Here is a 20,041-nt window from a genome sequence, read left to right on the forward strand (position 1 = left end):
GTTATGACACTCCGAAGCGCCGTGCCAGCTCTTCCCGCTGCCTCCGTACGAACGTGGCGTCGACGACCGCCCCGTGCCCCGGCACGTACACCGCGTCCTCGCCGCCCAGCGCCACCAGCCGGTCGAGCGCCGCCGGCCAGTGCGTGCCGATCGCGTCCGGCCCGGCCTGCGGCTCCCCGGACTCCTCGACCAGATCGCCGCAGAAGACGACCTCCGGGGCGCCGGGTACCAGAAGCACCAGGTCGTGACCCGTGTGACCGGGCCCCACATTGGCGAGCAGCACCTGCCGGCCGCCCAGCTCCAGCGTCCACTCGCCGGACACCGTGTGGCGCGGCGCCACCAGCACGTCGGTCGCCTCCGTCGCGGCGGCCTCGTCGACCCCGTGCCGTACCGCGTCCGCCCGCAACGCGTGCCGCTCCCGGCGCATCAGCTCGTCGACGCCCACCGCGCCGTACACCTCCGCCCCCGAGAACGCCGCCGTGCCCAGCACATGGTCGAAGTGCGGGTGGCTCAGTGCGATGTGCGTCACCTTGCGGCCGGTCATCGCCTCCACCTGCGTCCGGAGCTCGGCGCCCTCGCGGAGCGTGGCGCCCGTGTCGTACAGCAGCACCGCCCTCTCACCGAGCACCAGGCCCACCGTGGCGTCCCAGCCGGGCAGTCGCCGCCGCCCGACCCCGTCCGCGAGCCGCTCCCAGCCGAACTCTTCCCAAGCGACATCCATGCGGCGACGCTATCCGCTGACGCGGGGGTGAGGAGCGACTCCCTCGCCTCCGCCTTGCCAGGAACGACGACCACCGCCGTACACTGGCCGGGGGTTTCCTGGCACTCGGACAGGGCGAGTGCCAAACACGGAGCAACCGGAACGACAGCTGGAGGTGTGCGCCCATGCTCAGCGAACGCAGACTCGAGGTGCTGCGCGCCATCGTCCAGGACTATGTGGGGACGGAGGAGCCCGTGGGCTCCAAGGCGCTCACGGAGCGTCACCAGCTCGGCGTCTCGCCCGCCACCGTTCGCAACGACATGGCCGTCCTCGAGGACGAGGGCTATATCGCCCAGCCCCACACCAGCGCCGGACGAATCCCGACCGACAAGGGCTACCGCCTGTTCGTCGACCGGCTGGCCGGTGTCAAGCCGCTGTCGACGCCCGAGCGGCGTGCCATCCACAACTTCCTCGACGGTGCCGTGGACCTCGACGACGTCGTCGGGCGTACGGTCCGGCTGCTCGCGCAGCTGACCCGCCAGGTCGCCGTCGTGCAGTACCCGTCGCTGACCCGCTCGACGGTCCGTCACGTGGAGCTGCTCTCACTGGCCCCCGCCCGGCTGATGCTCGTCCTGATCACGGACACCGGCCGGGTCGAGCAGCGGATGATCGACTGCCCGGCGCCGTTCGGCGAGACCTCGCTGGCGGATCTGCGGGCCCGGCTGAACAGCCGGGTCGTCGGCCGCCGTTTCGCGGACGTGCCCCAGCTGGTGCAGGATCTCCCGGAGTCCTTCGAGACGGAGGACCGCGGCACGGTCTCGACGGTTCTCGCGACCCTGCTGGAAACCCTGGTGGAAGAGCACGAGGAACGGCTGATGATCGGCGGCACCGCCAATCTCACCCGCTTCGGGCACGACTTCCCCCTCACGATCAGGCCCGTCCTGGAGGCTCTGGAGGAGCAGGTCGTGCTCCTCAAGCTGCTCGGCGAGGCCAAGGACTCGGGCATGACCGTACGGATCGGGCACGAGAACGCCCACGAGGGACTCACCTCCACGTCCGTCGTCGCGGTCGGCTACGGTTCGGGCGACGAGGCAGTCGCCAAACTCGGCGTGGTCGGACCGACCCGCATGGACTACCCCGGAACGATGGGAGCGGTACGCGCAGTGGCACGTTACGTCGGACAGATCCTGGCGGAGTCGTAAGTGGCCACGGACTACTACGCCGTACTCGGCGTGCGCCGCGACGCGTCCCAGGACGAGATCAAGAAGGCATTCCGGCGGCTCGCCCGCGAGCTGCACCCGGATGTCAATCCCGATCCGAAGACGCAGGAGCGGTTCAAGGAGATCAACGCCGCCTACGAGGTGTTGTCGGACCCGCAGAAGAAGCAGGTCTACGACCTCGGCGGCGACCCGCTCTCGGCCTCCGGCGGTGCCGGTGGCGCCGGTGGCTTCGGCCAGGGCGGCTTCGGGAACTTCTCGGACATCATGGACGCGTTCTTCGGTACGGCGTCGCAGCGCGGGCCCCGCTCGCGGACGCGCCGCGGCCAGGACGCGATGATCCGGCTGGAGATCGACCTCAACGAGGCCGCCTTCGGTACGACCAAGGACATCCAGGTCGACACGGCCGTCGTCTGCACCACCTGCTCCGGAGAGGGCGCCGCACCCGGCACCTCCGCGCAGACCTGTGACATGTGCCGCGGCCGCGGCGAGGTGTCCCAGGTGACGCGGTCCTTCCTGGGCCAGGTCATGACCTCCCGCCCCTGCCCCCAGTGCCAGGGCTTCGGAACCGTCGTCCCGACCCCGTGCCCCGAGTGCGCGGGCGACGGCCGGGTCCGCTCGCGTCGCACGCTGACCGTGAAGATCCCGGCCGGTGTCGACAACGGCACCCGCATCCAGCTCGCCGGCGAGGGCGAGGTCGGCCCGGGCGGCGGTCCGGCGGGCGACCTGTACGTCGAGATCCACGAGGTCCCGCACGAGACCTTCCAGCGGCGCGGCGACGACCTGCACTGCACGGTCACGATCCCGATGACGGCGGGCGCGCTCGGCACCAAGGTGCCGCTGCAGACGCTCGACGGCGTCGAGGAGGTCGACATCCGTCCGGGCACGCAGTCGGGCCAGTCGATCCCGCTGCACGGGCGCGGCATCACGCATCTGCGCGGTGGCGGGCGCGGTGACCTGATCGTGCACGTCGAGGTCATGACGCCGTCGAAGCTGGACCCGGAGCAGGAGCGCCTGCTGCGGGAGCTGGCGAAGCTGCGCGGCGAGGAACGGCCGACCGGCCAGTTCCAGCCGGGGCAGCAGGGCCTGTTCTCCCGTCTCAAGGACGCGTTCAACGGCCGGTAGACGCCGGCCCGCAGAAGCCCGTACGAGGGCGCCCTCCGCCGACCGCGGAGGGCGCCCTCGGCGTTTCGGACGCGGTACCCGCTCATGACACGATGCCTGCATGTCCACCGCACTGAACGATCTCTCCCGATACCCGATCGTGCAGGCCCCCATGGCGGGTGGCGCCTCCTGTCCGCAGCTCGTCGGAGCCGTCTGCGAGGCCGGAGGCCTCGGTTTCCTGGCCGGCGGCTACAAGACCGCCGGCGGCATGTACCAGGAGATCAAGCAGGTCCGCGGGCTGACCGGGCAGCCCTTCGGCGTCAACCTCTTCATGCCGCAGAGCGGGCAGCCCGCCGACCCCGCCGCCGTCGAGATGTACGGTCACCAGCTCGCCGGCGAAGCCACCTGGTACGACACCGCCCTCGGCGACCCGGACAGCGGACGCGACGACGCCTTCGACGCCAAGGTCGCCATCCTGCTGGAGGACCCGGTCCCCGTCGTCTCCTTCACCTTCGGCTGCCCCGGCCGCGACACCCTCGAAGCCTTCGCCCGCGCCGGTACGTTCACCGTCGTCACCGTCACCTCCGCCGAGGAGGCCCAGGCCGCCCAGCGGGCAGGGGCCGACGCCGTCTGCACCCAGGGCGTCGAGGCCGGCGGGCACCAGGGGACCCACCGCGACGACCAGGAGGCCGGCGACGGGACCGGGCTCCTGACGCTGGTCACCCAGGTCCGGGAGGCCGTGCAGCTGCCGATCGTCGCGACCGGCGGGCTCATGCGCGGGGCGCAGATCGCCGCCGTGCTCGCCGCCGGGGCGGACGCCGCCCAGCTCGGCACCGCCTTCCTCGTCACCCCGGAATCGGGCGCCCATCCGCTGCACAAGCGGGCCATGACCCAGCCGCTCTTCACCCGCACCGAACTCACCCGGGCCTTCTCCGGCCGCCCGGCGCGCGGCCTCGTCAACCGCTTCATGCGCGAGCACGGCCCGTACGCCCCCGCCGGATACCCCGAGATCCACCACCTCACGGCCCCGCTGCGCAAGGCCGCCGCCACCGCGGGCGACGCACAGGGCATGGCCCTGTGGGCCGGCCAGGGGCACCGGCTCGCCCGCGAACTCCCGGCGGGACAGCTCGTCGAGGTGCTGGCCGCCGAACTCGACACCGCGCTCTCCGCGCTCGCCCAGAGGAACCTGACATGACCGCACCCGTCTTCGTCGTCGACGCCGTCCCCGGCACCGGGAGCTTCGTCCTGGACGGCTCCGAGGGCCGCCACGCCGTCTCCGTGAAGCGCCTGCGCGCGGGGGAGGAGCTCGTCCTCACGGACGGGCGCGGCACCTGGGCCGACTGCGTCGTCCTCGCCGCCGAGGGCAAGGACCGGCTGACCGTCGAGGTCTCGGGGACGTACGAGGAGCCGGAGCCCACGCCCCGTATCACCGTCGTCCAGGCGCTGCCCAAGGGCGACCGGGGCGAACTCGCCGTCGAGATCATGACCGAGACCGGTGTCGACGCGATCGTGCCGTGGGCCGCGTCCCGCTGCATCACCCAGTGGAAGGGCGACCGGGGCCTGAAGGCGCTCGCCAAATGGCGGGCCACCGCGCGCGAGGCCGGCAAGCAGTCGCGTCGTACGCGCTTCCCCGACGTCGCCGACGCGATGACCACCAAGCAGGTGGCGGCGCTCCTCGCGGGGGCGGACTTCGCGGCCGTCCTGCACGAGGACCGGGCCCATCCCAGCGGCGCGCTCGCCGACGCGCCACTCCCCGCGGAGGGCGAGATCGTGCTGGTCGTGGGGCCGGAAGGGGGAGTGGCCCCGGAGGAGTTGGCGCTCTTCGAGGAGGCGGGCGCGAAGCCGTACCGGCTTGGCCACAGCGTCCTGCGCACCTCCACGGCCGGCACGGCGGCGACCGCGCTGCTGCTCGGCCGCACGGGCCGCTGGTCCTGAGCTTCCTGTCCGAGGCGCCGCGCCCGCACACGGCGACTCCCGGCCCCGGCGTGGCCGATACGATGCCCGTGTACTGATCATCGAAGGCGAGGAGGCCCGGGCCATGGCCGGAGAGCCGCAGAGCGACTGCCTGTTCTGCAAGATCGCGGAGGGGGAGGTCCCGGCGACGATCGTCCGCGAGACGGAGACGACCCTCGCCTTCCGGGACATCAACCCGCAGGCGCCCACGCACGTCCTCGTCATCCCGCGCCTCCACTACCCCGACGCCTCCTCCCTCGCCGCCGCCGCGCCGACCGTCGCCGCCGACGTGCTGCGCGAGGCCGGCGAGATCGCCGCGCAGGAGAAGGTCGACGACAGCGGCTTCCGGATCATCTTCAACACGGGCGCCGGCGCGGGCCAGACCGTCTTCCACGCCCACGCGCACGTGCTGGGCGGCCGCGGCCTCAACTGGCCCCCTGGATAAGAGGAAAGAACCGGTCGTGTCCGTACGTGAACTGGTCGTCCTCGGCACCGCCAGCCAGGTGCCCACCCGGCACCGCAACCACAACGGCTATCTGCTGCGCTGGGACGGCCAGGGCATCCTCTTCGACCCCGGCGAGGGCACCCAGCGCCAGATGCTGCGGGCCGGTGTCGCGGCCCACGACCTCGACCGGATATGTGTCACGCACTTCCACGGCGACCACTCGCTCGGCCTGGCCGGGGTGATCCAGCGGATCAACCTCGACCAGGTCCCGCACCCGGTCACCGCGCACTATCCGGCGAGCGGACAGCGCTTCTTCGAGCGGCTGCGGTACGCGACGGCCTACCGCGAGACCGTACGGCTGACGGAGGCCCCGGTCGCCGCCGACGGCCCCCTCGCCGTCACCGACGCGTACACCCTCGACGCGTACCGGCTCTCGCACCCCGTCGAGTCGTTCGGCTACCGGCTGACCGAGCCCGACGGGCGCCGCATCCTCCCCGAGAAGCTCGCCGCCTACGGGATCAAGGGCCCGGACGTCGGCCGGCTCCAGCGCGAGGGCGTCCTCGACGGGGTCACGCTCGACGAGGTCAGCGAGATCCGGCGCGGGCAGCGGTTCGCGTTCGTCATGGACACCCGGCTCTGCGACGGCGTGCACGCGCTCGCCGACGGCGCCGACATGCTCGTCATCGAGTCGACCTTCCTCGACGAGGACGTCCGGCTCGCCGTGGACCACGGCCATCTGACGGCCGGACAGGCGGCGTCGGTAGCGCGCGACGCGGGCGTACGGCATCTCGTGCTGACGCACTTCTCGCAGCGCTACAGCGACCCGGCGGAGTTCGAGCGCCAGGCGCGGGCGGCCGGGTTCGAGGGCGAGCTGAGCATCGCCCAGGACCTCATGAGGGTCCCCCTACCGAAAAGATAGAGCCATGCCCCAGCCTCTCCCCAAGGCCGAACTTCACCTCCACATCGAGGGCACCCTCGAGCCCGAGCTCGCCTTCGCGCTCGCCGCCCGCAACGGCGTCACCCTGCCGTTCGCGGACACCGAGGAGCTGCGCGAGGCGTACCTCTTCAGCGATCTGCAGTCCTTCCTCGACCTGTACTACGGCCTCATGGCCGTCCTGCGCACGGCGGAGGACTTCACCGAGCTCACCGACGCGTATCTGGCACGGGCCGCCGAACAGGGCGTCCGGCACGCGGAGATCTTCTTCGACCCGCAGGCGCACACGGCACGCGGGGTGGCCATCGGCACCGTGATCGAGGGCCTGGCCCGGGCGCTGGACGGGGCCGAGGAGCGGTACGGCGTCTCCACCCGGCTGATCATGTGCTTCCTGCGCGACGAGCCCGCCGAGTCGGCGATGGCGACCCTGGAGGCGGCCAAGCCGTATCTGCACCGGATCACGGGCGTCGGCCTGGACTCGGCGGAGGTGGGGCACCCGCCGTCGAAGTTCCGCGAGGTGTACGCGGCGGCCGAGGCGCTCGGCCTGCGCAAGGTCGCCCACGCGGGCGAGGAGGGCCCGCCGGCCTACATCCGCGAGGCCCTGGACGTGCTCGGCGTGGAGCGGATCGACCACGGCCTGCGCGCGATGGAGGACCCGGAGCTGGTGGAGCGGCTCGCCCGCGAGCGGGTGCCGCTCACGCTGTGCCCGCTGTCGAACGTACGGCTGAGGGCGATCGACGTCCTGGAGGACCATCCGCTGGTTCCGATGATGGACGCGGGCCTGATGGTGACGGTCAACTCCGACGACCCCGCCTACTTCGGCGGCTACGTCGGCGACACGTTCGAGGCGGTGCGCGGCGCGCTCGGGCTGAGCCGCGACCGGCTGCGGACGCTGGCGCGCAACTCCTTCGAGGCGTCGTTCCTCGACGACGACGAGGGGCGCAGGGCGCGGTACCTCGCCGAGGTCGAGGCGTACGACTTCGACGCGGAGTAGCGCGGGGCGAGGACGGTCCGACGGCGTGCGTACGGGGCTGGGCGGGGCATGGCCCGTCCCGGCCCCGTCGGGTTTTCGCGCAGCCGGCACCGGCCCCGACCTGTCCGTTCCCGGCTGCCCGGCCGTCCCGTTCCACCCTTCCAGGGCGGCGCGTCTGCGCAGGTCAGATGCCCTGGAACGTTCCGGCTTCCCGCGTCGGCGGCCGGCCCTGGCGGCGGCCGCCGGGCTCCGGTCAGTGTCGTGTCCAGCACCGCCGGGCCACCTGGCGGCGCACCGACAGAACCACCGACACTCACGGGGGAAACACCCATGCGTACGTTCCGCAACCGCACCACCGTCCTCGCCGCGGCCGCCACCGCCGTGCTCACCCTGACCGTCACCGCCTGCGGCGGGGATGGTTCCGGCGTCAGGTCGGCGGGCTCCGCGGCCGACAGCTCCGCACCGGCTCCGGCCTCGTCGGCGCCCGCCGCGGAGTCTGCGGAGTCGGCGTCACCGAGCACCGGTACGCCGGGGAGCACCGGCACCGGCACCGGCACGGGGAAGAACGCCGGCGCCACGCGGGGCGCCGGCACCGGGAAGGCAGCCACCTCGCCCACGGCCGCGAGCACCCCGGTCTGCACTCCGAAGTCCATCGCCATCAGCGCCGCCCGGCAGGACGGGCCGCCCTACACCCACATCGTCCTGACGGCGAAGAACACCTCGCGGCACAGCTGCCGGCTGACGGGCTTCCCGGAGATCCAGTTCCTGGAGAGCCACCGGGAGAACGTGCCGGCGGTCGCCAAGAGCAGGCCCGCCGCACCCGTCGTCCTGGCCGCGGGCGCCCCCGCGTACGCACGGGTGAAGCTCTCGGACGGCGGAGTGGACGAGCACACCGAGCCGGTGACGGACTTCGCGGTGACGCTCCGGGGCAGCGACGAGGTGATCGCGGTGCGTGCTCCCGGCGAGGGCGGCATCGCCGTCGATCCGGCGAAGTGGGCGACCGGCTACTGGACGCCCCAGCTGCGCAACGGCGCCGACGACTTCTGAGCGGTCGGCCCGCGTCCGCGGTGGATCATCCGGCACCGGATCACCCGGAACCGGATCAGACGATCCGGGTGATCCACCGCTGGAGCGCGATGTGGGTGGCGTCGTCCAGCCTGCACAGCGCCTCGATGGCGGCGAGGTCGCCCGGCAGGGGCGCGATGCCCGCCGTGGTGAGCGCGGCGTGCAGATCCAGGCGCCGGCGGTCCTCCGGCTCCAGCGGCAGCGGCAGCCGGCTGGCCGGTGCGGGCGCGGGCAGCGTGTAGTCGCCGGAGTCCATGTCCATGTCTCCGTGGGCCGTGCGCGGCTCCTCGGGAAGGTCGTGGTCGAACATGGCGGGGAAGCGGTAGGGGTCGAGGTCCGACAGCGCGGTCGGGACCGTGGTGAACGTCTGGAGCGCGGTCATGGGTGCCTCCTCAGTTGTCGTGCGACTGAACAGGAAGAGGGCGCGGCACCCGGCGGCGGTTGCGGTACGTCCCGTTCACCACCCGAATGTCCCCTATCCCATCTCGTCACACAAAGACCGGCCCCGTTCCGGGAGACAGACCGGGACACACGGCCTAACCGCGGTCGTTGGGGCGGGCGAGGCGGAAGGAGCGCTGCGCGACGCGGGGGTTGGCGGGCACCGGGACCTCTGTGACCTGCTGTTCCGGGGCGCCCATCTGGGGGAGCAGGCCCGTGGAGGCGGTCGTGGTGCCCGCGACCACCGCCGCCGGGGCGCCGCCGCGGCGGCGGACGGAGCCCGGGACCAGGGGGCGGCCGGAGGTGTGCAGGGCGACCGCGGTCATCGGGACCGCGAGCACCAGGAGCACGGCGCACAGGACCAGGCCCATGCCCGGGTACCCGGCGGCCTCCGAGAGGACGCTGCCGACGACCGGGCCGCAGGCCACGCCGAGGGAGGACGCCGAGCCGACCAGGACGGCCCAGCGGCCGCGGGGGTCGAGGGAGGCGGCGAGGCCCAGCAGGTACGACAGCACCACCGGGTAGCAGAGGTTCCAGAGGATCTCGCCGGTCGCGAAGGCGGGCAGGCTCCCGGCCGCCGAACTCAGCAGCACGCAGCAGGCGATGACCGCCGTGCCGGCCCCGATCGGCACGGCCCGGCCCAGGCGGGCGCCGAGCGCGCCCGCCGCGGTGACCCCGAGGAGACCGGCGCCGAGCGCCGCGGCGAAGACGGCGCCGACGGTGACCTCGGTCAGCCCGGCCTGGGTCAGACCGATCCGGCCGCTCACGCCCCACAGGGCGTTCTGGGCCATCGACCAGAGGAGGATCGCCGCGGCGAGCACGATGCCCGAGCGCCGGTGGGGCATCGGGGACGACCCGGCGGCTGGACCGTCCGGCAGCGAGGAGGCGCCGATGTCCGGCGTGCGCGCCGCCGAGGAGGAACCGGCGTCCGACGTCCGCGCCGCCGAGGCGGCGGCGGCCCGGCCGATGCGGCCGATGCGGCCCCGGTGGATCGTCGAGCCGGCCCGGTGACCGCCCCGCCCGTCCGGCAGGCCGGCCGTCAGCGGCCACACCAGCGCCGCCGTCAGGGCGATCGCGGCGAACGGCAGCGCGTGGCCCCCGCCGAGGTGCGGCAGCGTCAGATACAGCGCGCCGGCGGCCGCCGAGACCGACAGGAGGCCGAGCGTCGAGGCCCGGTGCGGATCGCGCTGCGCGGCGATGCCGGTCGCGGCCACCGCCGTCGCGGTACCGGAGCCGAAACCGCCGACCACCGCGCCGCCGACGACCAGCGGCACGGCCGCGGTCAGCGCCGCCGTGCCGTAACCGGCGCACATGGCCAGCAGACCGATCCGCGCGACCCGGCGCGGGCCGAGCCGCTCCACGCGCGCGGCCAGCGTGAAACCGGCGGAGGCGGAGGCGAGCAGCAGGACCGAGCCCACCAGACCCGCCTGGGCGGGGGTGAGGCCGAGTCCGGCGGAGAGCCGGCCGACGACGGTCGGCAGCAGGTACGGGGCGACATAACCGGCCGTGAACAGGGCGACGAGAGGCGCCAGGGCGCGCGGGCGCGACGACATGGGCGTTCCAGGGAAAGGAAGAAGAGGGGGTGGAGCGCCCGGTGTTGCACGGGATCGCGGTCATATGTAATCAAGGCATGGAGCCCTCGGAGAAGCCGCTACCCCTCTCTGCGACTGTGATCTAGGACACTTTTGGTTTGGGATCGGAATCGCCGGGTAACACCGCTCGTCTCCCAGCTGCGCCAACCCCGTCACGCCACCCCCATCAGGCACACTGAGCTGATCCGCACCACGTTCGGGGAGGCCGCCGTGACCACAGCAAGGGGAGACCAGCAACACGACGCCGGGGTCGACCCTTTGGTGCGCCTCCGGGAGCCGACCGACCCCCGCTGCGACGTCTTCCTCACCGGCACGGTCTTCCTCGACATCATCTTCACCGGACTCGACAGCGCCCCCGTGCGCGGCACCGAGTCCTGGGCGCGGGGCATGGGCTCCAGCCCCGGCGGCGTCGCCAACATGGCCACCGCGCTCGCCCGCCTCGGGCTGCGCACCTCGCTCGCCGCCGCCTTCGGCGACGACCACTACGGCGAGTACTGCTGGGACGCCCTCGAACAGGGCGAGGGCATCGACCTCTCGCTCTCCCGGACCGTGCCCGGCTGGCACTCCCCGGTCACCGTCTCCATGGCGTACGAGGGTGAGCGCACGATGGTCTCCCACGGCCACGAGGCCCCGCCCCTGGACGGCGCCCTGCCCGCCTACCCCCCGCACGCGCGCGCCGCCGTCGCCTCCCTCGTGCCCGGGCGCCGCGAGGAGTGGGTGGCCCGGGCCGCGCGGGGCGGGGCCAAGGTCTTCGCCGACGTCGGCTGGGACGACACCGGACGCTGGGACCTGGCCGGGCTTGCCGACCTGGAGCACTGCGAGGCGTTCCTGCCCAACGCGCAGGAGGCGATGCGCTACACCCGTACCGACTGCCCCCGCGCCGCCGCCCGCGCCCTCGCCGACAAGGTCCGTTACGCCGTGGTCACGCTGGGTTCCGAGGGGGCCTACGCGGTCGACGGCGGCACCGGCGAGACCGCCGAGGTCCCGGCCATCCAGGTCTCCGCCCTGGACCCCACCGGCGCCGGGGACGTGTTCGTGGCCGGATTCGTCACCGGAACCCTCGCCGACTGGCCGCTCGCCGACCGGCTGGCCTTCGCCGGGCTGACGGCCGCACTGTCGGTGCAGGAGTTCGGCGGCTCGCTCTCCGCCCCAGGCTGGGGTGAGGTCGCCGCCTGGTGGCAGCACGTCCAGGGGCACGTCTGCCAGGACCCGGAGGCCCTGCGCGGCCGCTACGCCTTCCTGGAGCCGCTGCTCCCGGCCGAGGCCCGGCCCTGGCCGCTGCGCCGGGCCGTGCCCACGATCGGCTTCGGAGCACCGCGCTCGTAAAAGGCTTCGGCCTTGTCACCGCCAGGTCGTAGGCTTGTATCCAGAGGTTGTCGAGCGGCGAGAACCCTGCAACGGGAGGTATGTGCAGGCCAAGTGCCGGCCCATGACTCAGACACCCACAGCCCCCAATGGCGCACCGGGCGAGACCCGCGCCCACTTCACCGTCCCCGCCAAGCACCCGATGGTGACCGTTCTCGGTTCCGGTGACGCGTTGCTGCGCGTGATCGAGAAGGCGTTCCCCGCGACCGACATCCATGTCCGGGGGAACCAGGTCAGCGCGGTGGGCGAGGCGACGGAAGTCGCACTGATCCAGCGCTTGTTCGACGAGATGATGCTGGTGCTCCGCACCGGGCAGCCGATGACGGAGGACGCAGTGGAACGCTCGATCGCCATGCTCAGGGCGAGCGAGAACGGCAAGGCGGAGGCAGGCCAGGAGACCCCGGCCGAGGTGCTCACCCAGAACATCCTCTCCAGCCGGGGCCGCACCATCCGCCCCAAGACCCTCAACCAGAAGCGCTATGTCGACGCGATCGACAAGCACACGGTCGTCTTCGGCATCGGCCCCGCCGGTACCGGCAAGACGTATCTGGCCATGGCCAAGGCGGTCCAGGCCCTGCAGTCCAAGCAGGTCACCCGGATCATCCTGACCCGGCCGGCCGTCGAGGCGGGTGAGCGGCTCGGCTTCCTGCCGGGCACCCTGTACGAGAAGATCGACCCGTATCTGCGGCCGCTGTACGACGCGCTGCACGACATGCTCGACCCGGACTCGATCCCGAAGCTGATGGCCTCGGGCACGATCGAGGTCGCGCCGCTCGCGTACATGCGGGGACGGACGCTGAACGACGCGTTCATCATCCTCGACGAGGCGCAGAACACCAGTCCGGAGCAGATGAAGATGTTCCTGACGAGGCTCGGCTTCGACTCGAAGATCGTCATCACCGGTGACATCACCCAGGTCGACCTCCCCGGCGGCACCAAGAGCGGCCTGCGCCAGGTCCAGGAGATCCTGGAGGGCCTGGACGACGTCCACTTCTCCCGGCTCACGTCCCACGATGTCGTACGGCACAAGCTCGTCGGCCGTATCGTCGACGCGTACGAGAAGTACGACAGCCGCAACGGGAAGTAGACCAGCCGCACCATGTCGATCGACGTCAACAACGAGTCCGGAACCGAGGTCGACGAGCAGGCGATCCTCGACATCGCCCGCTACGCCCTCGCGCGGATGCGCATCCACCCGCTCTCCGAGCTGTCGGTGATCGTCGTGGACGAGGAGGCCATGGAGCAGCTGCACATCCAGTGGATGGACCTGCCCGGCCCGACGGACGTCATGTCCTTCCCGATGGACGAGCTGCGTCCGCCGGCGAAGGACACCGAGGAGCCCCCGCAGGGGCTCCTCGGCGACATCGTGCTCTGCCCCGAGGTCGCCAAGAAGCAGGGCGAGGACGCGCCCACGCAGCACTCCATGGACGAGGAGCTCCAGCTCCTGACCGTCCACGGCGTGCTGCACCTCCTCGGCTACGACCACGAGGAGCCGGACGAGAAGGCCGAGATGTTCGGCCTCCAGGCGGCCATCGTCGACGGCTGGCGCGCGGAGAAGGGCCTGACCGGCCCCTCCCCGGCGCCGACCGTCTCCTGAACCCCCGCAGCAGCCGATGAACGCATCGCTGATCTTCGGCGTGGTCGCCCTCGTCGTCGTCGCCTGGCTCGGCGCCTGCGCCGAGGCCGGCATCGCCCGCGTCTCCAGCTTCCGCGCCGCCGAGGCCGTACGGTCGGGGCGGCGCGGCGCCGACAGGCTGGTCCAGGTCGCCTCCGACCCGACCCGCTACCTCAACCTGGCGCTGCTCGTCCGCGTCTCCTGCGAGACGGCGGCCGGGGTCCTCGTCACCTACGCCTGCCTGGAGGAGTTCCCGGAGACCTGGGAGGCGCTCCTCATCGCCATCGCGGTGATGGTGCTCGTCAGCTACGTCGCCGTCGGCGTCTCCCCGCGCACCATCGGCCGCCAGCACCCGCTGAACACGGCCACCGTCGCCGCGTACGTCCTGCTGCCGCTGGCCCGGGTCATGGGCCCGATCCCGCAGCTGCTGATCCTCATCGGCAACGCCCTCACCCCCGGCAAGGGCTTCCGCAAGGGCCCCTTCGCCTCCGAGGCCGAGCTGCGCGCCATGGTCGACCTCGCCGAGCAGGAGTCGCTGATCGAGGACGAGGAGCGCCGTATGGTGCACTCCGTCTTCGAGCTCGGCGACACGCTCGTACGGGAGGTGATGGTGCCCCGGACCGACCTGGTCTGCATCGAGCGGTTCAAGACCGTGCGCCAGGCCCTCACCCTGGCGCTGCGCTCCGGCTTCTCGCGCATCCCGGTCACGGGCGAGAACGAGGACGACATCGTCGGCATCGTCTATCTGAAGGACCTGGTCCGCAGGACGCACATCAACCGGGACGCCGAGAACGACCTGGTCTCGACGGCGATGCGGGCGGCCGCGTTCGTACCGGACACCAAGAACGCCGGCGACCTGCTGCGGGAGATGCAGCGGGAGCGCAACCACGTCGCCGTCGTCATCGACGAGTACGGCGGCACGGCCGGGATCGTCACCATCGAGGACATCCTGGAGGAGATCGTCGGCGAGATCACCGACGAGTACGACCGCGAGCTGCCCCCGGTCCAGGAGCTCGGCGAGGACCGCTACCGCGTCACGGCCCGCCTGGACATCGGCGACCTCGGCGAGCTGTACGGCCTCGGCGCCGACGAGTACGACGACGAGGACGTCGAGACCGTCGGCGGACTGCTCGCCAAGGCGCTCGGCCGGGTGCCGATCGCGGGCGCCGAGGCGGCCGTGGAGCTCCCGGACGGGCGCGCGCTGCGCCTGACGGCCGAGTCCCCGGCCGGCCGCCGGAACAAGATCGTCACCGTCCTCGTGGAACCGGTCGCGCGACCGGAGGAGGCACCGGAATGACCCCCGACGAGCTGCGCGCCTTCTGCCTGGACTTCAACGACGCGACGGAGGAGTTCCCGTTCGGCCCGGAGACCTCCGTCTTCAAGGTCGCCGGGAAGATGTTCGCGCTCTCGGCGCTGGACGCCGAGCCGCTGCGGATCAACCTCAAGTGCGAACCGCAGGAGGCGGTACGGCTCCGGGAGGAACACCCGGCCGTCGCCCCCGGCTACCACATGAACAAGCGCCACTGGAACACGGTGACGGTCGCCGGGCTCCCGGACCGGATGGTCCGGGAGCTCATCGAGGACTCGTACGACCTGGTGGTCGCCGGCCTCCCCCGCGCCGTGCGCCTCAGGCTCGACCACCCTTAGGGCTGCGCTCGCGCAGCCCGACGGCGAGGAGCAGGGCCGTCGCCAGCACGATCGCCGCATCGACGGCGAGAACGGTGCGCACACCGCCGTACAGCTCCCCGCCGGTGGTCGCGAGGACCCCGAGCAGCGGGATGCCGACGGTGATGCCGACCTGCTGGGTCGTCGTCACCAGACCGGTGGCCAGGCCCTGTTCGGAGTCCGGGACGCCGGACGTGACGGTCAGACCGTACGAGATGATCGCGCCCAGGTGGCACATGGACGCCAGCGAGACGGCGACTCCCGCCAGGAGCGCGCCCGACTCCTCTCCGATGCCGAGCAGCGCGGCGACGAACAGGCCCTGCCCCGCGAGCGCGTACACCAGCGTGCGGCGGGCGCCGAACCGGCCGATCAGCCGGGGCGCGACCGACCCCGCGAAGACGGACACGACGCCCTGCACACCGAAGACCAGACCGGTGGCGAGCGCGGACAGGCGGAGCGTCTCCTGCAGGTACAGGGTCAGCACGAAGACGACCGTGGACATCATGGAGAACGTCACGAGCCCGCCCAGGTTGCCGAGGGCGACCGTACGCCGCCGCAGCATCGGCAGGGAGACCAGCGGCGCCCGGTGCCGCGACTCCACGATCGCGAAGACCACGAGCAGCACCACGCCCGCCACCAGGGACACCAGCACGTCCGCGCCGCCGAAGCCGCGCTCGGCCGCCGTCGACAGGGCGTAGATCACCGCGAGCAGCCCGCCGGTCACCGTCACCGCGCCCGGCACGTCCAGCCGTGGCCGGTCCGGGGTCCTGGACTCCGGCAGCAGGCCCGGCGCCAGCGGCAGCACGATCAGGCTGAAGAGCGCCAGCAGGCCCATGGTGGAGCGCCAGCCGAGCGTGTCGGTCATGACACCGCCGAGCACCATGCCGATGGTGAAGCCCAGGGAGAGCAGGGTGCCGGAGATGCCCAGCGCCCGGTCGCGCTGCGGCCCCTCGGGGAAGGTGGTGGTCAGCAGGGACATCCCGGTCGGCACGATCGCCGCCGCGCCGACGCCCTGCAGGGCCCGCGCCGCGAGGAAGGACGCCGGATCCCAGGCGAAGGTCGCGAGCACGGAGGCCGTCCCGAAGAGCGCCAGTCCGGCGAGGAAGAGCTTCCTGCGCCCGTACAGGTCGCCGATCCGCCCGAAAAGCAGCAGGAAGCCGCCCGAGGGCAGCGCGAAGGCCGTGACCGCCCACTGGAGCGCCGAGTGCCCGAGGCCGAGGTCCGCGCCGAGCACCGGCAGCGCCACGTTCAGGACGGAGAAGTCGAGCGCCACCATGAACTGGGCCGCGCACAGCACGAAGAGGACCAGCCGGGCACGGCCGGTCAGCGCCGGGGGAGCGGCGGGGGTGGTCGGAGGAGAGGTCAGGGTTGCCATGGCCCCACCCTCGGCGCACGGGAACAAGCCTGGGGAGCGGGTACTTATCCTGTTGGTCGTACCACCAGACATCCCCGGGGGAGGAGCGCACGTGGCCACTGCGGTCGAGAACACCGACGCCAAGGCGCATCGACTGGCCGAACTGCGCGAGTTCCTGATGAGCCGTCGGGCCCGGGTCACCCCCGCAGAGGCGGGCCTTCCCGACGGCGGGGCACGCCGCCGCACCCCCGGACTGCGCCGCGAGGAGGTCGCGGTCCTGGCCGGTGTCGGCGTCTCCTGGTACCAGTGGCTTGAGCAGGGCCGGGACATCAAGGTCTCCCCGCAGGTGCTCGACTCGGTGACGCGGGTGCTGCGGCTCAGCCCGGCCGAGCGGCGCCATCTGTACGTGCTCGCCGGCCTCAACCCGCCCGCACCCGAAGTCGACCCCGAGGCGCTCGACATGTGCGCGGGGCTGCGCCGGCTGATCGACGCCTGGATGCCGTTCCCCGCGCACATCATGGACGCGTACTGGAACACGGTCATGTACAACGAGTCGGCGTCGATCGTGCTGGGCATGCGGCCCGAGGCCCCCCGGAACTGCCTCCTCTCCTTCTTCACCGACCCGCTCTACCGCTCCCGGGCCGGGGACTGGGAGGAGCTCGCGCCCCAGGTCGTCGCCCAGTTCCGGGCCGCCTGCTCGGAGTGCCCGGACGACGAGGGCTTCCGCGCGGTGGTCGAGGAGGCGAAGGCGGCCAGCCCGGAGTTCGCCGCGCTGTGGGAGCGACGGGACATCAAGCCGGGCGGCCAGCACCGCAAGACCGTGGAACACCCGGTGGCGGGCCCGCTGGTGCTCGAAGCGACGCAGCTCAGGGTCCCCGCCCGGCCGGACCTGGTGATCGTGCTGCACACGCCGCTGGCGGAGGCGGACACGGCGGCGAAGCTGGAGTGGCTGGTCTCCCCGGAGGGGCGGCGGGGAGCGATGTTCCCGGTGGCCGGATGAACAAGGCTCAAATCCCCTACGACGTTGTCAGTGGGCCCGTATAGGCTCCTCGCGATCGGGCCGTCCCCCACCGGTACCGGGCAGTTCCCCACCCTCGTACCGCAAAGGGCTCATTCATCATGCGTACCCGCGTTCGTCACGGCCTGGCCGCCGTCGTCACCGTCTCCGCGCTCTCCCTGACCGCCGCGTGCGGTGGCGGCGACGCCGCCGACACCACGAAGAAGGGCGCCGACAAGCCGGCCGCCGGGCAGACGACGTCGGCGGCCCCGGCGCCGGCGACGCCGCTGACGGCGGCTCAGATGAAGGCGGCCACGCTGGAGCTGAAGGACCTGCCCTCCGGCTGGAAGACCTCCACCGGGCCGGACACCCCGAATCCGACGGCCGACAAGCCCGAGTGCCAGCCGCTCGCCGGCATCGTCGCCAAGAAGATCAACGGCGCGACCATGGGCCCGTCCGCGCACTTCGAGCGCGGCAACGCCGAGAGCGTGCTCAGCACGGACGTCTTCACCTACCCGGCCGCCGGCGCCACGGACTTCGTCAAGGCGCTGGGCACCTCGCTGGACACCTGCAAGGGGTTCGCCGCCGACCTCCAGGGCATGAAGATGACCGTCACGGCCGAGAGGCTCACCGGCCCGAAGGCGGGCGAGGAGTCGCACGCCTTCCGGCTGAAGATGAAGCTGGCGCAGATGTCCATGAACATCGAGTCGAACATGATGGTCGTGCGGCAGGGCACCGGTGTCGCCAAGATCGTCCACGTGCCGGCGAACGCCTCCGGCCACAAGGACTTCGACGCCCTCGCCAAGCTCGCCGCCGACAAGTTCGTCAAGGGCGCGCAGAGCTGATCCGTGCCCCGACCTATGCTCGGGGCATGACACTCAACCGCGAGCACGGCGACCTCGGCGCCGAGGACCTCAAGATCATCACGCTGGCGCGCAGCGCCCGCGCCCGCAACGGTGTGCCGGAGGGCGCGGCGGTACGGGACGAGACCGGGCGGACGTACGTGGCCGGGACCGTGGCCCTGGAGTCGCTCCGGCTGAGCGCGCTGCAGACCGCGGTCGCCATGGCCGTCGCCAGCGGCGCCCGGTCGCTGGAGGCGGCGGCCGTCGTCTCCACCGCCGACGCGGCGTCGGACGCGGACCGCGCCGCGGTACGGGACCTCGGCGGCCCCGAGACCCCGGTCCTGCTCGCCGGCCCCGACGGGCAGCTGCGGGCGGCGGTCACGGCGGGCTGAACCCGTCCGAGCAGCACGAAGGGGGCCCGGCCATGTGCCGGGCCCCCTTCGCGCGCCCACCCCGGCCGGCCGCCGAGCGGGCCGCGCGTACGGCGCCGCGGGGCACTGAGTACGTGACGGGGTCCCGCATCGGGGAGAATGGCCCCCATGAGCGCTCGTAACCAAGATTCCGAAGCCGTCCACCGGGCCGGCTTCGCCTGCTTCGTCGGCCGCCCCAACGCGGGCAAGTCCACTCTCACGAACGCTCTGGTCGGCCAGAAGGTGGCGATCACCTCCAACCGGCCCCAGACCACCCGGCACACCGTCCGAGGCATCGTGCACCGCCCGGAGGCGCAGCTGATCCTGGTGGACACGCCGGGCCTCCACAAGCCGCGCACGCTCCTCGGTGAGCGGCTCAACGACGTCGTGCGCACGACGTGGGCCGAGGTCGACGTGATCGGCTTCTGCCTGCCCGCCGACCAGAAGCTCGGCCCCGGCGACCGCTTCATCGCCAAGGAGCTCGCCGGGATCAAGAAGACCCCGAAGGTCGCGATCGTCACCAAGACGGACCTCGTCGACTCCAAGACCCTCGCCGAGCAGCTCATCGCCATCGATCAGCTCGGCAAGGAGCTGGGCTTCGAGTGGCAGGAGATCGTCCCGGTCTCGGCCGTCGGCGGCCAGCAGGTCCAGCTCGTCGCGGACCTGCTGATCCCGCTCCTGCCCGAGTCCCCGCCGCTCTACCCGGAGGGCGACCTCACCGACGAGCCGGAGCAGGTCATGGTCGCGGAGCTGATCCGCGAGGCCGCGCTGGAAGGCGTACGCGACGAGCTGCCGCACTCGATCGCCGTGGTGGTCGAGGAGATGCTGCCCCGCGAGGGCCGCCCGGCGGACCGGCCGCTGCTCGACATCCACGCGAACGTCTACATCGAGCGCCCCAGCCAGAAGGGGATCATCATCGGCCCGAAGGGCAGCCGCCTGAAGGAGGTCGGGATGAAGTCCCGCAAGCACATCGAGGCGCTGCTCGGCACCCCGGTCTTCCTCGACCTGCACGTGAAGGTCGCGAAGGACTGGCAGCGGGACCCCAAGCAGCTCCGCAAGCTCGGCTTCTAGGCTCTTTCGGGAGGGCGCCTAGGCGCCCTCCTTGAGGACCTTTCTGATCAGGGCCCGCTGTACCCGCGTCAGGCGAGGGTCCGCGCAGTGGACCGTCGCGCCGTCGATCGTGATCTCGTACGAGAAGCCGTCCGGCACCTCCGGGCCGTCGTCCTCGCCGTCTCTGAGGACGGCGTCGGCCAGGGTGTGCCATTCCACGGCGTCCTCCTGGTCGGAGGTCTCCACCTCGGCCGACCGTTCGATGCCCGCGAAGCCGCCGGTGCGCCGCACTCGAATACGCATGGGCCCTGTCTACCAGTCC

The 20,041-nt window shown here is 72.2% G+C and carries 22 protein-coding genes; 17 read left to right on the forward strand and 5 right to left on the reverse strand.

Going from position 1 to position 20,041, the window contains the following annotated elements; translation table 11 throughout:
* Window position 1: 1 nt before the first annotated feature.
* Complete coding sequence (locus ACIRB4_RS06315) at window positions 2–721, reverse strand: MBL fold metallo-hydrolase (RefSeq protein ID WP_403288830.1); 720 nt, start codon at window positions 719–721, stop codon at window positions 2–4.
* Window positions 722–885: 164 nt separating this feature from the next.
* Between ACIRB4_RS06315 and hrcA the strand changes: the two genes are divergently transcribed.
* From hrcA to ACIRB4_RS06355, 8 genes are all read left to right on the forward strand, one after another.
* Window positions 886–1,902, forward strand: coding sequence for a heat-inducible transcriptional repressor HrcA (gene hrcA / locus ACIRB4_RS06320; RefSeq protein ID WP_403288831.1), 1,017 nt, complete (start codon window positions 886–888; stop codon window positions 1,900–1,902).
* On the forward strand, window positions 1,903–3,042 hold the full coding sequence (gene dnaJ, locus ACIRB4_RS06325) for a molecular chaperone DnaJ (protein ID WP_403288832.1): 1,140 nt from the start codon (window positions 1,903–1,905) through the stop codon (window positions 3,040–3,042). It abuts the gene before it with no gap.
* 100 nt (window positions 3,043–3,142) lie between these two features.
* Complete coding sequence (locus ACIRB4_RS06330; RefSeq protein ID WP_403288833.1) at window positions 3,143–4,216, forward strand: nitronate monooxygenase; 1,074 nt, start codon at window positions 3,143–3,145, stop codon at window positions 4,214–4,216.
* Window positions 4,213–4,956: a 16S rRNA (uracil(1498)-N(3))-methyltransferase gene (locus ACIRB4_RS06335; protein WP_403288835.1), complete on the forward strand. Its 744-nt coding sequence runs from the start codon at window positions 4,213–4,215 to the stop codon at window positions 4,954–4,956. The genes ACIRB4_RS06330 and ACIRB4_RS06335 overlap by 4 nt, the downstream gene beginning before the upstream one ends.
* A gap of 103 nt (window positions 4,957–5,059) precedes the next feature.
* Window positions 5,060–5,419 carry a histidine triad nucleotide-binding protein gene (locus tag ACIRB4_RS06340; protein WP_403288836.1) on the forward strand — a complete coding sequence of 120 codons (360 nt, stop codon included), beginning with the start codon at window positions 5,060–5,062 and terminating at the stop codon, window positions 5,417–5,419.
* A 16-nt stretch (window positions 5,420–5,435) separates the two neighbouring features.
* Window positions 5,436–6,338 (forward strand): ribonuclease Z, encoded by a 903-nt coding sequence (locus ACIRB4_RS06345; RefSeq protein WP_403288837.1) that lies wholly within the window; start codon window positions 5,436–5,438, stop codon window positions 6,336–6,338.
* 4 nt (window positions 6,339–6,342) lie between these two features.
* Complete coding sequence (locus ACIRB4_RS06350; protein WP_403288838.1) at window positions 6,343–7,347, forward strand: adenosine deaminase; 1,005 nt, start codon at window positions 6,343–6,345, stop codon at window positions 7,345–7,347.
* A 309-nt stretch (window positions 7,348–7,656) separates the two neighbouring features.
* Complete coding sequence (locus ACIRB4_RS06355; protein ID WP_403288839.1) at window positions 7,657–8,373, forward strand: DUF4232 domain-containing protein; 717 nt, start codon at window positions 7,657–7,659, stop codon at window positions 8,371–8,373.
* A 55-nt stretch (window positions 8,374–8,428) separates the two neighbouring features.
* On the opposite strand, the gene ACIRB4_RS06360 is transcribed toward ACIRB4_RS06355, so the two are convergent.
* Entirely contained in the window at window positions 8,429–8,773 is a 345-nt protein-coding gene (locus ACIRB4_RS06360; protein WP_403288840.1) for a hypothetical protein, read from the reverse strand.
* A gap of 154 nt (window positions 8,774–8,927) precedes the next feature.
* Window positions 8,928–10,382 (reverse strand): MFS transporter, encoded by a 1,455-nt coding sequence (locus ACIRB4_RS06365; RefSeq protein ID WP_403288841.1) that lies wholly within the window; start codon window positions 10,380–10,382, stop codon window positions 8,928–8,930.
* Window positions 10,383–10,631: 249 nt separating this feature from the next.
* Here ACIRB4_RS06365 and ACIRB4_RS06370 point away from each other — a divergent pair, with 249 nt between their 5' ends.
* The 5 genes from ACIRB4_RS06370 to ACIRB4_RS06390 all read left to right on the forward strand — a co-directional run bounded on the left by ACIRB4_RS06370 (window position 10,632) and on the right by ACIRB4_RS06390 (window position 15,048).
* Window positions 10,632–11,747, forward strand: coding sequence for a carbohydrate kinase family protein (locus tag ACIRB4_RS06370; RefSeq protein ID WP_403288843.1), 1,116 nt, complete (start codon window positions 10,632–10,634; stop codon window positions 11,745–11,747).
* A gap of 103 nt (window positions 11,748–11,850) precedes the next feature.
* Window positions 11,851–12,873 (forward strand): PhoH family protein, encoded by a 1,023-nt coding sequence (locus ACIRB4_RS06375; RefSeq protein ID WP_403288845.1) that lies wholly within the window; start codon window positions 11,851–11,853, stop codon window positions 12,871–12,873.
* Between the two features lie 12 nt (window positions 12,874–12,885).
* Complete coding sequence (gene ybeY, locus ACIRB4_RS06380; RefSeq protein ID WP_356888617.1) at window positions 12,886–13,383, forward strand: rRNA maturation RNase YbeY; 498 nt, start codon at window positions 12,886–12,888, stop codon at window positions 13,381–13,383.
* Window positions 13,384–13,399: 16 nt separating this feature from the next.
* Window positions 13,400–14,698 (forward strand): hemolysin family protein, encoded by a 1,299-nt coding sequence (locus ACIRB4_RS06385; protein WP_403288847.1) that lies wholly within the window; start codon window positions 13,400–13,402, stop codon window positions 14,696–14,698.
* The gene (locus ACIRB4_RS06390) at window positions 14,695–15,048 is read left to right on the forward strand and encodes an MmcQ/YjbR family DNA-binding protein (protein ID WP_403288849.1); all 354 of its coding nucleotides are present in this window, start codon (window positions 14,695–14,697) and stop codon (window positions 15,046–15,048) included. The genes ACIRB4_RS06385 and ACIRB4_RS06390 overlap by 4 nt, the downstream gene beginning before the upstream one ends.
* On the opposite strand, the gene ACIRB4_RS06395 is transcribed toward ACIRB4_RS06390, so the two are convergent.
* Window positions 15,029–16,441, reverse strand: coding sequence for an MFS transporter (locus ACIRB4_RS06395; protein ID WP_403288851.1), 1,413 nt, complete (start codon window positions 16,439–16,441; stop codon window positions 15,029–15,031). The genes ACIRB4_RS06390 and ACIRB4_RS06395 overlap by 20 nt on opposite strands.
* 91 nt (window positions 16,442–16,532) lie before the next feature.
* Between ACIRB4_RS06395 and ACIRB4_RS06400 the strand changes: the two genes are divergently transcribed.
* The 4 genes from ACIRB4_RS06400 to era all read left to right on the forward strand — a co-directional run bounded on the left by ACIRB4_RS06400 (window position 16,533) and on the right by era (window position 19,740).
* On the forward strand, window positions 16,533–17,420 hold the full coding sequence (locus ACIRB4_RS06400) for a helix-turn-helix transcriptional regulator (protein WP_403288853.1): 888 nt from the start codon (window positions 16,533–16,535) through the stop codon (window positions 17,418–17,420).
* Between the two features lie 119 nt (window positions 17,421–17,539).
* Window positions 17,540–18,262 carry a hypothetical protein gene (locus ACIRB4_RS06405; RefSeq protein ID WP_403288854.1) on the forward strand — a complete coding sequence of 241 codons (723 nt, stop codon included), beginning with the start codon at window positions 17,540–17,542 and terminating at the stop codon, window positions 18,260–18,262.
* A 26-nt stretch (window positions 18,263–18,288) separates the two neighbouring features.
* Window positions 18,289–18,651: a cytidine deaminase gene (locus ACIRB4_RS06410; RefSeq protein ID WP_403288855.1), complete on the forward strand. Its 363-nt coding sequence runs from the start codon at window positions 18,289–18,291 to the stop codon at window positions 18,649–18,651.
* A 147-nt stretch (window positions 18,652–18,798) separates the two neighbouring features.
* The gene (gene era / locus ACIRB4_RS06415) at window positions 18,799–19,740 is read left to right on the forward strand and encodes a GTPase Era (protein WP_403288856.1); all 942 of its coding nucleotides are present in this window, start codon (window positions 18,799–18,801) and stop codon (window positions 19,738–19,740) included.
* 18 nt (window positions 19,741–19,758) lie between these two features.
* Here the strand turns inward: era and ACIRB4_RS06420 are convergent, their stop codons facing one another.
* Window positions 19,759–20,022, reverse strand: coding sequence for a protealysin inhibitor emfourin (locus ACIRB4_RS06420; RefSeq protein ID WP_403288857.1), 264 nt, complete (start codon window positions 20,020–20,022; stop codon window positions 19,759–19,761).
* Window positions 20,023–20,041: the final 19 nt, after the last annotated feature.

It is taken from the genome of Streptomyces sp. NPDC093600, assembly GCF_044764755.1.
In the GTDB taxonomy this organism is placed as follows: Bacteria; Actinomycetota; Actinomycetes; order Streptomycetales; family Streptomycetaceae; genus Streptomyces.